The sequence below is a fragment of the Polaromonas sp. genome (assembly GCF_018780625.1).
Classification (GTDB): Bacteria; Pseudomonadota; Gammaproteobacteria; order Burkholderiales; family Burkholderiaceae_C; genus Polaromonas.
The window spans coordinates 1-14,710 of sequence record NZ_JADMJK010000066.1; the positions used below are offsets into that span (position 1 = coordinate 1).

Annotated in this window: 8 protein-coding genes; 3 read left to right on the top strand and 5 right to left on the bottom strand. The window is 67.1% G+C overall.

What is annotated here, in order from left to right; genetic code table 11:
* Both IV091_RS06100 and IV091_RS06105 read right to left on the bottom strand, forming a co-directional pair.
* A partial coding sequence (locus tag IV091_RS06100) for a nitrilase-related carbon-nitrogen hydrolase (protein WP_293466500.1) occupies positions 1-382 on the bottom strand: 382 nt, incomplete at its 3' end.
* A gap of 2 nt (positions 383-384) precedes the next feature.
* Entirely contained in the window at positions 385-4,518 is a 4,134-nt protein-coding gene (locus IV091_RS06105) for a YhdP family protein (protein ID WP_293466502.1), read from the bottom strand.
* Positions 4,519-4,590: 72 nt separating this feature from the next.
* On the opposite strand from IV091_RS06105, the gene glnE reads away from it, so the two are divergent.
* The 3 genes from glnE to IV091_RS06120 all read left to right on the top strand — a co-directional run bounded on the left by glnE (position 4,591) and on the right by IV091_RS06120 (position 11,849).
* A complete protein-coding gene (glnE, locus tag IV091_RS06110) occupies positions 4,591-7,446 on the top strand; it encodes a bifunctional [glutamate--ammonia ligase]-adenylyl-L-tyrosine phosphorylase/[glutamate--ammonia-ligase] adenylyltransferase (protein ID WP_293466505.1) in 2,856 nt (951 codons plus the stop codon).
* 120 nt (positions 7,447-7,566) lie between these two features.
* Entirely contained in the window at positions 7,567-8,745 is a 1,179-nt protein-coding gene (locus IV091_RS06115; RefSeq protein ID WP_293466508.1) for an efflux RND transporter periplasmic adaptor subunit, read from the top strand.
* 11 nt (positions 8,746-8,756) lie between these two features.
* Complete coding sequence (locus IV091_RS06120; protein WP_293466510.1) at positions 8,757-11,849, top strand: efflux RND transporter permease subunit; 3,093 nt, start codon at positions 8,757-8,759, stop codon at positions 11,847-11,849.
* A gap of 159 nt (positions 11,850-12,008) precedes the next feature.
* Here IV091_RS06120 and IV091_RS06125 read toward each other — a convergent pair whose 3' ends face one another.
* The 3 genes from IV091_RS06125 to IV091_RS06135 all read right to left on the bottom strand — a co-directional run.
* Positions 12,009-12,878, bottom strand: a complete 870-nt coding sequence (locus IV091_RS06125) for a fumarylacetoacetate hydrolase family protein (protein ID WP_293466513.1) — start codon at positions 12,876-12,878, stop codon at positions 12,009-12,011.
* Positions 12,879-12,922: 44 nt separating this feature from the next.
* A complete protein-coding gene (locus IV091_RS06130) occupies positions 12,923-14,272 on the bottom strand; it encodes an MmgE/PrpD family protein (RefSeq protein ID WP_293466516.1) in 1,350 nt (449 codons plus the stop codon).
* 13 nt (positions 14,273-14,285) lie between these two features.
* Positions 14,286-14,710: acyl-CoA dehydrogenase family protein (locus IV091_RS06135; RefSeq protein ID WP_293466519.1), on the bottom strand; the 425-nt coding region annotated here is incomplete at its 5' end.

Consider the following 14,710-nt stretch of genomic DNA (forward strand, 5'->3'; position numbering starts at 1 on the left):
CGTCGTAGTCTTCCTGGCCGTGTGCAAACCTGAACAGGTGGATCTTGTCGTAGCGCGCCACGCACTGGCCTGACGGGGCGTAGGCCAGCGAGCAGTTGCGGGCGCGGGCAGGGTCGCTGGTCGCCATCGGCAGCGTGCCGCCGACAATCCAGAGGCCCAATTCGCGCGCCGACTGACTCAGAAAATCCTGGATCAGCCCGCTGCCAGCGGTTTCCTGAAGGCCGAGTTTGTCGGTGTCCTTGCGGCCCATGACGCAAAAGTACTCGGGCAGCACCGCCAGTTCCGCGCCTTGCGCAGCGGCCTGCGCAAGCCAGTGCCGGGCCGTGTCCAGGTTGCGCACAACGTCGGTGCCGGACACCATTTGAATGGCCGCTATTTTCATGTTCAGCGTGTCTCCACAGGGGCGCCGCTGGCCTTGGCCTTGCGGTCTATCTTGGTGATTCGGGGGTCCGCCCAGGTGCCGTCAATGTGGAACTCCTGGGTCGCCGCTTCGATCAGGGGCTTGCGAAAAAACATCTGCGCCAGGAAACTGCCCAAGCCCACCACCGGGTTGATCACCGTGGCGATCAAGGAGGCCGTCCCGGCATCGATTTCAGGCACGACCACCACCTTGATGTCCTGCGTTTCGCGGGCAATGTCGGCGCTGCCCTCCATCAGTACAGCGGCATTCACACCGCTCATCTGCAGGTTGTTGGTACGCGCCAGCCCCTGCTGAATATTGACATCGCCGCGCACAAAGTCAAAGGCGAATCCTTCGGAAAACACATCCCGGAAATCCAGCGTCAGGCGCCGGGGCAAGGACTGCAGACTCAGCACGCCCAGCAGCTTGGCAATGCCCGGGTCGGCCTTCAGGAACTGCCCCGACGCGACGTTCACGTTGAACTGCCCGCTCATGCTGCGATAGTCCAGGCTCAGGGGCGAGCCGTTCCAGGCCACCTGGCCCTCCAGCTTGCCCTTGCCGCGGCGTATCACATCGGCCATGCCAAAACGGGTCAGCAACTGGCCCGAATCGGCAATGTCCAGCCTGAAGTTCAGCAGGCTGCGGCGGCGCGCAGCGGGCTGCGGGCTGGCGGCCACCCAGTTGCCGGTCGCAGTCAGCACGGCTTCGGGCAGGATCACGTTGAACTTGTTCAGGCGCCACTCGCGTACCGCCTCACCGGCCGAGGCGCTGCGGTTGACCGCCTCAATCTCCACACGCCCCAGCTTCTTGCCGCGCAGCTCCATCTCCTCGACCACGATGTCCAGCGCCGGAATGCTGGCGGGCTGCTCGTCCAGCAGGGCCTCGACCTCGCGCGCCGTGCTCGCCGCCAGGTTCAGCCGCGCCAGCCGCGCATAGACACGGCCATCGCCAGCCGCGCTGGGCTGGCGGTATTCGACGTAGCCATTGAGCTCGGACGCATTGATGTTGGCGCGCCAGTTCAGGCCTTCGCGCGAACCGCCCACCACGACGTTGTTCAGCTGGCGCCCCTGCACCAGCAACTCTTTGGCGCGTATCGCCATGGTGGTGGGCAGGTAGCCCAGCGCTGCGGCGGCGCCAGCCGGTGCCGCCTGCGGTGCGCCGCCCGGCACATCCCCCAGCAGGCGCGCCCAGGCATCCAGGTCCACCCGCGCGAGGTTGATGTTGGCCGCCACACCGGCGACGCCCGCCTCAGGCAGTGGCACGGGTTCATCAGCCTCCAGCCCCACGCCGATGCCGCCCCGGATGACACGGGGCTCGGCGCCGCTCACGTCGCGCACATAGCGCACGGACGCCACGCGCCCGATGCTGAGCGACAACTGGTCCTGCAGCGCCTGCCCCGGCGCCATCGTGGCCGGCACCAGCGCGCTCTCAAAACGAACCGGCAGCGCGGACTCGGCCGTTTTGCGCAGCGGCGCCGGAAAGTCCAGTGCCATGCCCTGCAGGCTGCTGGACACCATGACTTCGGCATGCCCACGCCGAAAACCCAGCGACGCCGCATAGGCCGCGCTGCCACTGGCGTTTTGCGCCATGCGCGCCACAAAGCCCATCTCCCGGGCCTGGCGCAAGCCTTCTGCCGACACGGTGCCCTGCGCGGTGAACGCCACCACGGGCTCGGGCTCCGGCGCACCCGGCAGCGCACGGGCCAGCTCGCGCATGCCGCCGTCAAAACGCATGTCGCCCCCGAACAGCCGCGCCTGGGCGCCGGCCACCTGGAAACCCCGCTCCGTGATCGCCAACACCCCTTTGAGCTGGGTCAGTTCGGGCGTTCCCGGCGCAAACTGCACGTTGTTGCCGGGCAGCGTGATTCGGCCCGCCACCTGGGATGTTTCAATCGCATGGATAGGCAGCATCAGGCGATAGCGGTGCTCGCTGTTGCCGCTGGCCACGGCCTTGGCCAGCACCTCGCTGGTCATGCCGCCCAGCGGCGAGGTATTGACAAAACCCAGCGCATCGGAAAGCGGGCTCTTGATCTCCAGATTCACCTCCACCGTTGCATCGTGCAGCAGGTCGGGAATTCGCGCACTGCCCTTGACCAGCTGCACCCCCGGCAAGCCGGCGACTTTCCCGGACACGCCATTCACCTCCAGCGCGGCGCGGTTGAACACCAGTTCCCCGTTGAGGTCGGTCAGGGCCGGCCAGGGCGCGGTGCCCGCCGGCTGCAGGGTTTTGGGGACATAGGCCAGTTGCCCGTTGCGCACCCTGGCCGACACCCGGAATTCCCCGTGCGCCGGGTTGGCAAAAGGCAGTTCCCGGATCGGCCCCAGCACCCGGAACCTGACGTCGCTGACCTGGCCCTGCAGCACGGCATCGCGCACATAGTGGCGCGCCTCGTCGGGCAGCACCAGCGGCAGGTAGCGGTGCGCCTGGGCGCCATTGCCCCGGCTCAGGCTGCCCTGCAGGTCCAGCACGCCCGGAAATCGGTGATCGGGCGACGCAGCGTCTGCCGGACTGCCAGGCGCTGCGTCTTCGGTATGCCAGCTGACCTGCGCCTGGCCCTGGGCATCAGCGTTGGCAAACTGCAGGTTGCGCAGCTGCACCTCGATTTTGCGGCCCGACAATTTCCAGCGGACCTGCGCCGACAGCTGGTCCAGCGGAATCAACGCGTCCTCGAATACGCCCGGCAGATCCAGCGCCCCCTTGAGGATGTTCACGCTGGCCTGGCCGCCGCCCTCGGTCAGGTCAAAATCAAGGGTCGCGCCACTGACGCCGGGCCGACCGGGTGTTGCGTGCGGGGCGGTAACCGGGTTGGGCAGCGCCGCCACGCGCAGGCCAGCCACACGCCCTTTGGCCGCATAGGTGGTGGGCGCATCCAGCGGACCCTGCCAGCGCGCCTCCAGGGTCTCCACCAGGCCGCTGGGCGCAAACGTGGTCAGGAGTTCGTGCGCGCTGCGGCCCAGCGGCAGGCGGTGGGCGATCTGGTCCAGCACGGCCAGATCCAGCTTGTCGGCACGGAGTTCGCTGTGCGGGGCCACCTTGCCTTCACCCCGGGTATGCGCCAGCGCGAGGTTGCCGCCCGGCCACTGCAGGCCGTCCCGGGTGCGAAATTGCAGGCGCTCGGTACTGAAGTCAAAGCCATTGGCACGCCGCGCGCCGCCAATGCGGCCCGCCACCGACGCGAAGGCCAGCGGCTCCAGCTGGGCGCCCAGCCGGGCATCGACGTCTTGCAGCGCCAGGTCGGCTGTGCCGCCCGTGAATTGCCCCTTGCTGACATCGGCCCAGGCCCGCAGCGCGCCGTTGCCGCGCATCAGCTCCACGCCCAGGGTGTCCACGCCGACATACTGCCGCACGCGCGACACGTCAACGCGGCCGGACTCGGCATACAGCTGGCCAGACCAGGCTTCAAAATTGCCCGCGTTGCCCGACAGCAGCGACTGCCTGAAGCTGCCCCGCAGGCTGAAACGCTCGCCCCACTCAGGGGGCGGCGTGGCGTCCAGCCGCAGCAGGTGGCGGCGCCTGCCATTGCGCATCACCGCATCCACCTGGCCCAGGGCCAGCGGCGGCGCCTGCCGCAACTCGTCGGTCCAGCGCACGGAGCCGCCGCGCAGCACGAACTCGGTCTGCGAGAAAAACCAGTCAGCCACGGCGCCATGACCCGCGTCCTGGCCTTTGGAAACATCCAGCCCGCCGACAAAGACTTTTCCGTCGGCAGTGCGCCGGATGTCCAGTTCGGGCTGGTCGATCAGCAGTTGCTCAAAGCCCAGCCCCCAGAGCGACGCCAGCGACAGCGCGCCCACCACGCGCGGCAACCGCAGCGCTTCGCGCCCCTGCGCGTCCATCAGGCGCACGTCGTGCAGCTCAAACGACGGGATCATGCCGCGCGAATAGGCATTGATGCTGCCAATGCGAACCGGCACCCCCAGCGCCTTGGTGGCCTCTATTTCGAGCCGCGGACGGAATTCGCCAATTCGCGGCACAATCCAGCCGTGTAGCAGCAACCCGCTCAGGCCAAAGAGCAGCCAGGCCGCCGCGACCAGCCACAGCAACCAGCGCATGCTCCGTGCGATCCAGCGCAGGCGGCGGGACGGCAAGGCAGGCGGGGTGAAAATTGTGGGCTCCATTGACTCGGGAATTATGACTGCCGCCCCACCTGTCCGCTTGAGGTAGAACCATGAAGTTTGTGAAGTAGTGTGATGACCGCCCTGTCAACTGTTTGCCCGGACACCCCCGCCCCGCCCCAGGCGTCGGCCTACTCCCGTTTTGTGCAGCGCATTCGCCGCCGCTATGCCGACCAATTGCCCCTGTTGCCTGCGGGCGCGCCGCTGCGCCCCGGCATGCAGACCGCCCTCGATGCGCTGCTGGCCAGCGGACTGGAAACCGGTGCGGCGCTGCGGCTGCTGCGCCAGCTGGTCATGGAGCGGCTGGTCACGCTGGACGTGGCCCCCACGCTCCCCACTGCGTGTGGTTCGCTGCCCCCCGAGGGGGATGGCCTTGCTTGGGGCGGCCCGGCGCTGGCGGCCGCCGCGTCGGCGACCGGCGTTGCGCTGGAGGTCGTGACCCGGGCCATGACGGAACTGGCCGAACTGGCGCTGGATGTCGCCATGCAGCATTCCAGCAACCAGCTGGATGCGGCGCATGGCGCGCCGCAAGCCGAGGGCGGCGCCCGGGCACAGATGTGGGTGGTCGGCATGGGCAAGCTCGGCGCGCGCGAGCTCAATGTGTCCAGCGACATTGACCTTATTTATGTGTACGACCAGGACGGCGAAACCGCAGGCCGCGAGGACGGCCGTGGCCAGATTTCAAACCACGAGTACTTTGCGCGCCAGGTCAGGGCGGTGTTCAGCCTGATTGGAGACGTCACCGAGCACGGCTTTGTGTTTCGCGTGGACCTGGCCCTTCGGCCCAACGGCAACTCTGGCCCCGCCGCCATTTCGCTGAGCGCGCTGGAAGACTATTTCCAGGCCCAGGGGCGTGAATGGGAGCGCTTTGCCTGGCTTAAAAGCCGGGTGGTGTCGCCGCTGGCCAGCATACGCAGCGGCTCGGCCCAGGCCTTGCGCGGCTCCGTGCTGCCCTTCGTCTTCAGGCGTTACCTGGACTACAGCGTGTTTGATGCGCTGCGCATCTTGCACCGGCAAATCCGCGAACACGCGGCCAAGCGCTGCGCCGGCCACCCCGAGCGCGCCAACGACGTCAAAATGTCGCGCGGCGGCATCCGCGAAATTGAATTTACCGTGCAGCTGCTGCAGGTGGTGCGCGGCGGGCAGTTCCCCGAGCTGCGCACCCGCCCCACGGTGGATGCGCTGCAGCGCGTGGCCAACGCCGGCCTGATGCCCCAGGACACCGCCGATGCGATGGCGCGCGCCTACGACTTCCTGCGCCGCGTGGAGCACCGCATCCAGTACCTGGACGACCAGCAAACCCACGTATTGCCCACCCGCGACGACGACCTCGGCTGGATCGCCCAGACCATGGGCTACCGCAACTGCGGCGACTTCCTGTGCGAACTCGACACCCACCGCGAACTGGTGGCGGGCGAGTTTGACCGGCTGCTGGGCGGCAAGCCCGACTGCAAGGGTTGCGGCAACGGGAATGGCAACGGAAACGGCAATGGCAACGGGGCGCCGCCGCAGCTTGAAGAGTTGCTGGAGCAGTTGCCCGCGCACTGGCCGGCGCAATTCAAGGCCCGGCTGGCGCTGTGGCGCCAGCATCCCCGGGTGCTTGCCCTGCGCGAAGACTCGCGCGCGCGCCTGGTGCGCCTGCTGCAGCGCACCGCGCAGTGGCTCAAAGAAGGCACGGTGACGGAAGAAGCCGCCCTGCGGCTGATCGACTGGATCGAGCCCCTGCTGCGGCGCGAAAGCTACCTGGCGCTGCTGCTCGAACGCCCGGCGGTGCACGAGCGCCTGCTGCGCCTGCTGGGCGCTGCAAAATGGCCCGCGCGCTACCTGTTCCAGCACCCCGGCGTGATTGACGAGCTGGCCAGCGACGCGCTGATGCACGAGCGCTTTGACGCCGCCGCCTTCACACGGGACCTGCAGCAGCGGCTGGCAGCGCTCAGGCGCACCGGCGAAGACGACGAGGAAACCTGCCTGAACCTGCTGCGCCGCGCCCACCACGCCGAAATCTTTCGCACGCTGGCACGCGACGTGGAAGGCATGCTGACCGTCGAGCAGGTGTCCGACGATGTGAGCGCGCTGGCCGAGGCGGTGCTCAGCATCACCGCCGACTGGTGCTGGCAGCGCCTGAAAAACAAGCACTGCGACACGCCGCAGTTCGCCATCATTGCCTACGGCAAGCTGGGCGGCAAGGAACTGGGTTACGGCAGCGACCTGGACATCGTGTTTGTCTACGAGGACGAGGACGAGCGCGCGTCAGAGGTCTATGCCGGCTTTGTGCGCAAACTGATCAACTGGCTGACCGTCAAGACCGGCGAGGGCGACCTGTTTGAAATTGACACCGCGCTACGCCCCAACGGCAACTCCGGCCTGCTGGTCACCAGCTTTGACGCCTACGCCCGCTACCAGCAGCAGCGCGGCAGCAACACCGCCTGGACCTGGGAGCACCAGGCCATGACCCGCGCGCGCTTCGTGCTGGGCAACGCCCCGCTGCGACAGCGTTTTGACGAGGTGCGCTGCAGCGTGATCACCGCGCCGCGCGACGTGCCGGCGCTGCGCAGCGAAATCGTGGCGATGCGCGACAAGGTGCGCAAGGCGCATCCGGTCAAGGGCGACAAGTTCGATGTCAAGCACAGCACGGGCGGCATGGTCGACGCCGAATTCGCGGTGCAATTCCTGGTGTTGTCCGAGTCGGCCCGGCACCCCGAACTGGCCGACAACGTGGGCAACATTGCCCTGCTGCAGCGTGCCGAACTGGCCGGCCTGCTGCCCGCAGGCGTGGGCCAGCAGGCCGCCAGCGCCTACCGCACCTTGCGCCGCGTGCAGCACCAGGCCCGCCTGAACGAAGAGCCGACCCAGGTCAGCCCGCCCGCCCTGGCAGCCGAACGCGAGGCAATCCAGGCGCTGTGGGCCAGCACCTTCGGCCCGGTCGCCTGAGTTAAGCTGGGGCAGCCTGCCCCCGTGCGTGCTCCCTCTGCTTTCAAGCGGCCCGGCAGTGCCTGCGGCTGCCGCATGGCTGCCGTCCCGGTTTTTTATTCGTCCCGAGCCGCCCGCACCATGCAAAAATTCAAACTCAAGCCCGCCGTTGTCGTCAGCCTCGTGGTCGTGGTCATCGCCGGGGCCGCAGCGGCCTTCTTTTTCCTGTCGTCAAGCCCCACCTCGCCAAAAGGCCCTGCGCTGGCCGCGCCCAAGCCGGCCCTGACCGTCAGCACGGCAGCGCCGCAGCAGGCACGCCTGCCCATCACGCTGGCGGCCAACGGCAACATCGCCGCCTGGCAGGAAGCCCTCATCGGCTCCGAATCCAGCGGCCTGCGCCTGACCGAGGTACGCGTCAATGTGGGCGACAGCGTCAAGGCCGGGCAGGTGCTGGCCACGTTTGCCGGCGACAGCGTGCAGGCCGACGTGGCGCAGGCGCGCGCTGGCCTGATGGAAGCGCGCGCCAACGCGCTGGACGCCGTGGCCAATGGCGACCGCGCGCGCACCCTGCAAAACACGGGCGCGCTCAGCGCCCAGCAAATCAACCAGTACTTCACCGCCGAAAAATCCGCCCAGGCCCGCGCCGAAGCGGCCCAGGCGCTGCTGGACGCACAGCAACTTCGCGCCAAGCAAACCCAGGTGCTGGCGCCCGACAGCGGCATCATTTCGGCGCGCAGCGCCACCGTGGGCGCCGTGGTCGGCGCGGGCACCGAGCTGTTTCGCCTGATCCGCCAGGGCCGGCTCGAATGGCGTGCCGAAGTCACCTCGGCCGAGCTGGACCGCATCACGGTCGGCACGCGGGCCACGGTGCAGCCGCCCAGCGGCGGCGCGCTGCAGGGCCGGGTGCGCATGATTGCCCCCACCGTAGACCCGCAGACCCGCGCGGCGCTGGTGTATGTCGATTTGCCGCCCATGTCAAAAAAAGTGGGCGCCGCGCTACCTGGGATGTTTGCGCGCGGCGAATTCGATTTGGGCGCGTCCGACGCGCTGACCGTGCCGCAGCCGGCGCTGATCATGCGTGACGGCTTTCAATTTGTGTTCGTGCTGGGCGCCGACCAGCGCGTCAGCCAGGTCAAGGTGCAGACCGGGCGGCGCGTGGGTGACCGGGTTGAAGTCGTTTCAGGGCTGGCGCCCGAGGCCCAGGTCGTGGTCAATGGCGCCGGTTTCCTGAACCATGGGGATCTGGTCCGGGTGGTTCAGGAATTCAAGCCAAATAAGGCCTTATCCACCGTGCTGCCTGCATCAGCAGCTAGCAAATAAGGAGCGATGCCATGAACGTATCGTCCTGGTCGATCAAGAACCCGATTCCGGCCGTGATGCTGTTTGTGCTGCTGACCTTTGGCGGCATGCTGTCGTTCAAGGCCATGAAGGTGCAGAACTTTCCCGACATCGACCTGCCCACGGTCAGCGTCTCCGCTTCGCTGCCGGGCGCGGCACCGGCGCAGTTAGAGACCGAAGTCGCGCGCAAGCTTGAAAACGCCATCGCCACGGTGCAGGGCCTGAAACACATCACCACCAAGGTGCAGGACGGCGGCGTCACGCTCAACGCCGAGTTCCGGCTTGAAAAGCCAGTGCAGGAAGCCGTTGACGACGTGCGCCTGGCCGTGTCGCGCGTGCGCGCCGACCTGCCCGGTGACCTGCGCGACCCGATCGTCAGCAAGGTCGACCTGGCGGGCCAGCCGGTGCTGGCCTTCACCATTGCGTCGAGCCGGCTGGACGCCGAGGCGCTTTCGTGGTTTGTCGACAACGACGTGTCGCGCAAGCTGCTGGCGGTGCGCGGCGTGGGCGCCGTCAACCGCGTGGGCGGCGTGACGCGCGAGGTGCGCGTGGCGCTGGATCCGTCACGGCTGCAGGCGCTGGGCGCCACCGCCGCCGACATCTCGCGCCAGCTCAAGCGGGTGCAGGTGGAAAGCGCGGGCGGGCGCACCGACCTGGGCGGCAGCGAGCAGCCCGTGCGCACGCTGGCCACCGTCAACTCGGCCCAAGCGCTGGGCCGGCTCGAACTGGCGCTCAGCGACGGCCGGCGCATCCGGCTCGACCAGGTCGCCACCGTCAGCGACACCACGGCCGAGCCGCGTTCGGCAGCACTGCTGGACGGCCAGCCGGTGGTTGGTTTTGAAGTGGCGCGCAGCCGGGGCGAGAGCGAAGTCACCGTGGGCGCTGCCGTGCAGGCGGCGCTGGCAGAACTCAAGCGGCAACACCCCGACCTGGTGCTGACCGAGGCCTTCAATTTCGTCAAGCCGGTCGAGGAAGAATACGACGGCTCGATGGCGCTGCTGTACGAGGGCGCGATTCTGGCGGTGCTGGTGGTCTGGCTGTTTCTGCGCGACTGGCGCGCCACCTTTGTCTCGGCGGTGGCGCTGCCGCTGTCGGTGATTCCGGCCTTTATCGGCATGCAGATGCTGGGTTTTTCCATCAACATCGTGACGCTGCTGGCGCTGTCGCTGGTCATCGGCATTCTGGTGGACGACGCGATTGTCGAGGTCGAAAACATCGTGCGCCACCTGCGCATGGGCAAGACGCCCTTGCAGGCGGCAATGGAAGCGGCCGACGAGATTGGCCTGGCGGTGGTCGCCACGACCTTCACGCTGATTGCGGTGTTCCTGCCGACCGCCTTCATGAGCGGCGTGGCCGGCAAGTTCTTCAAGCAGTTCGGCTGGACCGCCTCGCTCGCGGTGTTTGCGTCGCTGGTGGTGGCCCGGGTGCTCACGCCCATGATGGCGGCCTACCTCCTCAAGCCGATTGTGGGCGACCACAAGGAGCCGGGCTGGCTGAGGGTATACATGCGCGCTGCCACCTGGGCCCTGAAGCACCGCGTGACCACCATGATCCCGGCGACGCTGTTTTTCATCGGCTCGCTGCTGCTGATCCCGCTGCTGCCGACCGGCTTCATCCCGCCCGACGACAACTCGCAAACCCAGGTCTACCTGGAACTGCCGCCCGGCGCCACGCTGGCGCAGACGAAAGCGGCGGCCGAGCAGGCGCGCCAGCTGATCAGCCAGGTGGCGCATGTGCGCAGCATCTACACCACCATAGGCGGCGGCAGCGCCGGCGGCGACCCGCTGGCCATGACCGGCGCGGCCGAAACGCGCAAGGCCACGCTGACCGTGCTGCTGACCGCGCGCAGCGAGCGCCCGCGCAAGCAGGGCATTGAAAACCACATGCGCACGGCGCTTGAAACGCTGCCCGGCGTGCGCAGCAAGGTCGGCCTGGGCGGCTCGGGCGAAAAGTACGTGCTGGTGCTGACCGGCGAAGACCCGCTTGCACTGCAGGCCGCTGCGCAGGCGGTGGAAAAAGACTTGCGCACCGTGCCGGGCCTGGGCAGCGTGAGTTCCAGCGCCAGCCTGATCCGCCCCGAAATCGCGGTGCGGCCCGACTTTGCCCGCGCCGCCGACCTGGGCGTGACCAGCGCCGCCATCGGCGACACCCTGCGCATTGCCACGCTGGGCGACTACGACACGGCGCTGCCCAAGCTCAACCTGCCCGAGCGCCAGGTGCCCATCGTGGTGCGGCTGGCCGACGCCGCGCGGCAGGACCTGAGCGTGCTGGAGCGGCTGGCCGTGCCCAGCGTCAAGCCCGGCGCGGCCCCGGTGCTGCTGGCCCAGGTCGCCACGCTGGAGATGGCCGGCGGACCCGCCGTGATCGACCGCTACGACCGCTCGCGCAACGTCAACTTCGAGATCGAGCTGTCGGGCCAGCCGCTGGGCGATGTGACCAAAGCCGTGCAGGCGCTGCCCGCCGTCAAAAACCTGCCGGCCGGCGTCAAGGTGGTGGAAATCGGCGACGCCGAAGTCATGGGCGAGCTGTTCGCCAGCTTTGGCCTGGCGATGCTGACCGGCGTGCTGTGCATCTACATCGTGCTGGTGCTGCTGTTCAAGGACTTCTTGCACCCGGTCACGATTCTGGCGGCGCTGCCGCTGGCGCTGGGCGGCGCGTTCGTTGGCCTGCTGATCGCGCAAAAGAGCTTTTCCATGCCCTCGCTGATCGGCCTCATCATGCTCATGGGCATTGCCACCAAGAACTCGATCCTGCTGGTCGAGTACGCCATCGTGGCCAGGCGCGAACACCAGCTGAGCCGCTTTGACGCGCTGCTGGACGCCTGCCACAAGCGCGCCCGCCCCATCATCATGACCACGCTGGCCATGGGCGCCGGCATGCTGCCGATTGCCTTCGGCTTCGGCGCCGCCGACGCCAGCTTTCGCTCCCCGATGGCGGTCGCCGTGATCGGCGGACTGATCACCTCAACGGTGCTGAGTTTGCTGGTGGTGCCGGCCGTTTTCACCTACATGGATGATCTGGAGCATTTCATCCGGCGGATGGCGGGGAAGGTGCAGGGCAAGCGGGCTGGGGATGTGGGGTCATGAGAGGGACTGCCAGCCCACCGCCTCGTATCCATTTCGTTCAAAGCACCCAGCATCGTCGAGATGGCTGCTGAATCGTCAATGCGACACAACACAACCCAACCCAACCAATTGGGGAGCTGATCTTTCATGGTGATTTCGCCATTCCGCCGTGGCGGTGCTTCAGCAAGCCCCGGCGCGAGCCCGTATCTCCATCGACCCGATACCAGAGATCTCGGCGCGCATGACATCGCCAGGCACCACTGGGCCGACACCCTCCGGGGTTCCGGAAATGATCACGTCCCCTGGGTAGAGGGTATAAAACCGGGAAGCAAACTCGACCAGTTCACGGACACCCAGGATCAGATCCGAGGTGTTCGCCGCCTGGCGCACCTGACCATTGACTCGCAGCGTCATCTCCAGCTTGCCCGGGTCCGCAATTTCATCTCGCGTGACCATCCATGGCCCGAGGATCGTGTAGGAATCCGGTGACTTGCGGAAGCTGCGCTCTTCGGGGCCTCGAATGGTCATGTCGATGCCGATGCTGTAGCCCGCGATGTAATCCAGCGCCTTGTCGAGCGGCACGTTCCTGGCCTCCCGTCCGATGATGATCGCCAGCTCGATTTCGTGGTCATTGCGTCTATCCAGGTGGATCAACGAGACCCCCTCCCCTGCGCCTGCAAGGGAACTGTTCGCCTTGAGAAACAACCCGGATTTGCGAATGTGCTGGGTAAAGCTCTCCACGCCGTTGTTGATTCCCTTGTCGGCCAACACCTCTTCCAGGTGACGCGTGTAGTTGATCGGCGCCGCAATGATTTTCCCCGGGCTGCCAACAGGACTGAGCAGCCGGACGCTCCCGAGCGGAATCCGCTGCGCCTGCGGCAAAAGCAGACTCACCTGGGCGAGTACCGCATCCAGGTTTGCAATCAGCGGGTCAAAGCAAGGCAGCGGATAGGTGTACTGGGGCAGGATACGCAGTGCGTCGGAAACATCAGCGATGGAGTCACCGAGAACGGCGCCGAGCCGATTGTTGTTGAAGCGACAGAGTTTCATAGCAGGTCAAAGAAAAAAAATACCTTGCACTCCGGTCTGGCGACCTAGGCGAACAACTGGCCAACATCGCTGCAAGCGTCGAGGTCCGACAAGCGCCGCAAAAGTGCGGGTCCGTCCACCATCGGCGCGCCGCTGACACAGTCCAGGAACTTGGACTCGAGGTCGCGGGCCAACAAGGGCGCTTCGAAGCTGCCCCTGGCGTGGTAGACCTCGCCGCTGTCGTACACCTGGCCATCCAGGGTCTCGATCACGACCCGGTCTGACAGGGCGAGCGTGGCCTCCTGTGGGCAGACGGTATCCGTCGTCTCGACCTCGACGCATTCGAACAGGCGCCGGACATCATCACGCTGCACGAACGCCTCCACCAGTTCCGCGAGCCCAACGCGGCGCGCCACCAAGGCGGCCGCCACCGCGAACTGCAGGCTGAATTTGGCCTCCAGCGCGGTGGTGGGGCGCATATTGCGCAGCATCAAGGCCTGCGTCTTGCCTATGGTCGCCTTCACATGGCGAATCTGCGCCGGCTCCAAGTCGTGTGCCACACTGAGGTCGACGACGGCATCAATCACCCGGTGGGTGGCGAAGCACATGGGGTACTTCTTGACGCCCAGGCCACGCGCCTTGATCCACTGCCGGGAAGACAGATCGTGCTCCAGGGGCGAGCTGTCCGCCTGGCCCTGCGGCGAGAAGGCCGCCAGGAAGCCGCAGCGATGCTCGATGGTGTCCGCCGATGCCGTCAGGCCCAGGCTCGCCAGGTTGGCCGCGTCGATGCCGTGCGCCGCGGCCTGGCCGGCGTGGAAGGGCTTGACCATGCTGCCGAAGTTGGCAATCAGGCCGCCGGCCATGCTGGCGGCGATACCCAGGGCATGACGGGCCTGAATGGCATCAAAGCCGCGCAGGCACGCCACGGCGGCTGCCACCGCCAATACACCGAATACCGCGGTCGGATGCCAACCCTTGTCATGCAGCTTCTGCGGATCACGGGCCAGCAGTTCGGCCCAGACCTCGTAGCCAACGACATAGGCGCGCATCAGGTCCAGCCCGCTGGACTTCAGCCGTTCACCCTCTGCCAGCAAGGCGGGCACCAGCACCACGCTGGGATGCCCCATCAGCCCGACGTCGTCATAGTCGAGCGCGTGCCCGGCGCAGGCGTTGATGAGCGCCGCGTCACGGCTCGAGCAATGTTCGGGGCCCAGCAGGATACGCGCCTGCTGAAGCCCGCCTTGCTGGCTGGCCACGAAGCGGCGCACGACCTGCACAACGGGTTCGTCCCGACCCGCCAGCATGACGGCCACGGTATCGATGAAGCCGGTGCGCACGGTGGTGCGTACCGCCGCATCAAGCGTCAATGACTTCGACTCGGCGACATACTGCGCCAGCTGAGCGGTTAACCCCATGGTGGCCGCGCCGTCAGTAAGAGCGCGGCAGGCCGAGCACGTGCTCGCCAATGTAGGCAAGGATGAGGTTGGTCGAGATGGGTGCGGTGCGCTGGACGCGGGCCTCGCGCCAGCGGCGCTCGACGTCGTACTCGCGGGCATAGGCAAAACCGCCATGGGTCTGCATGCAGGCCTCGCCAGCGTTCCATGCCGACTCCGCAGACAGGAGCTTGGCCACGTTGGCGGCCTCGCCGCAGGGCTGGGCCGCGTCGAACAATGCAGCCGCCTTGCGCACCATCATGTCGGCGCCTTGCAGTTCGGCATAGGCACGGGCAATCGGGAACTGCACACCCTGGTTCTGGCCGATCGGCCGGTTGAAGACCACGCGGTCCTTGGCGTACTGCGTCGCGGTATTGATGAACCACTGGCCGTCACCAATGGACTCGTGCGACACCAGGA

Coding starts and splice junctions, on each gene's coding strand:
- IV091_RS06105 (WP_293466502.1), bottom strand. CDS start 4,518: ATGGAGCCCACAATTTTCACCCCGCCTGCCTTGCCGTCCCGCCGCCTG.
- glnE (WP_293466505.1), top strand. CDS start 4,591: ATGACCGCCCTGTCAACTGTTTGCCCGGACACCCCCGCCCCGCCCCAG.
- IV091_RS06115 (WP_293466508.1), top strand. CDS start 7,567: ATGCAAAAATTCAAACTCAAGCCCGCCGTTGTCGTCAGCCTCGTGGTC.
- IV091_RS06120 (WP_293466510.1), top strand. CDS start 8,757: ATGAACGTATCGTCCTGGTCGATCAAGAACCCGATTCCGGCCGTGATG.
- IV091_RS06125 (WP_293466513.1), bottom strand. CDS start 12,878: ATGAAACTCTGTCGCTTCAACAACAATCGGCTCGGCGCCGTTCTCGGT.
- IV091_RS06130 (WP_293466516.1), bottom strand. CDS start 14,272: ATGGGGTTAACCGCTCAGCTGGCGCAGTATGTCGCCGAGTCGAAGTCA.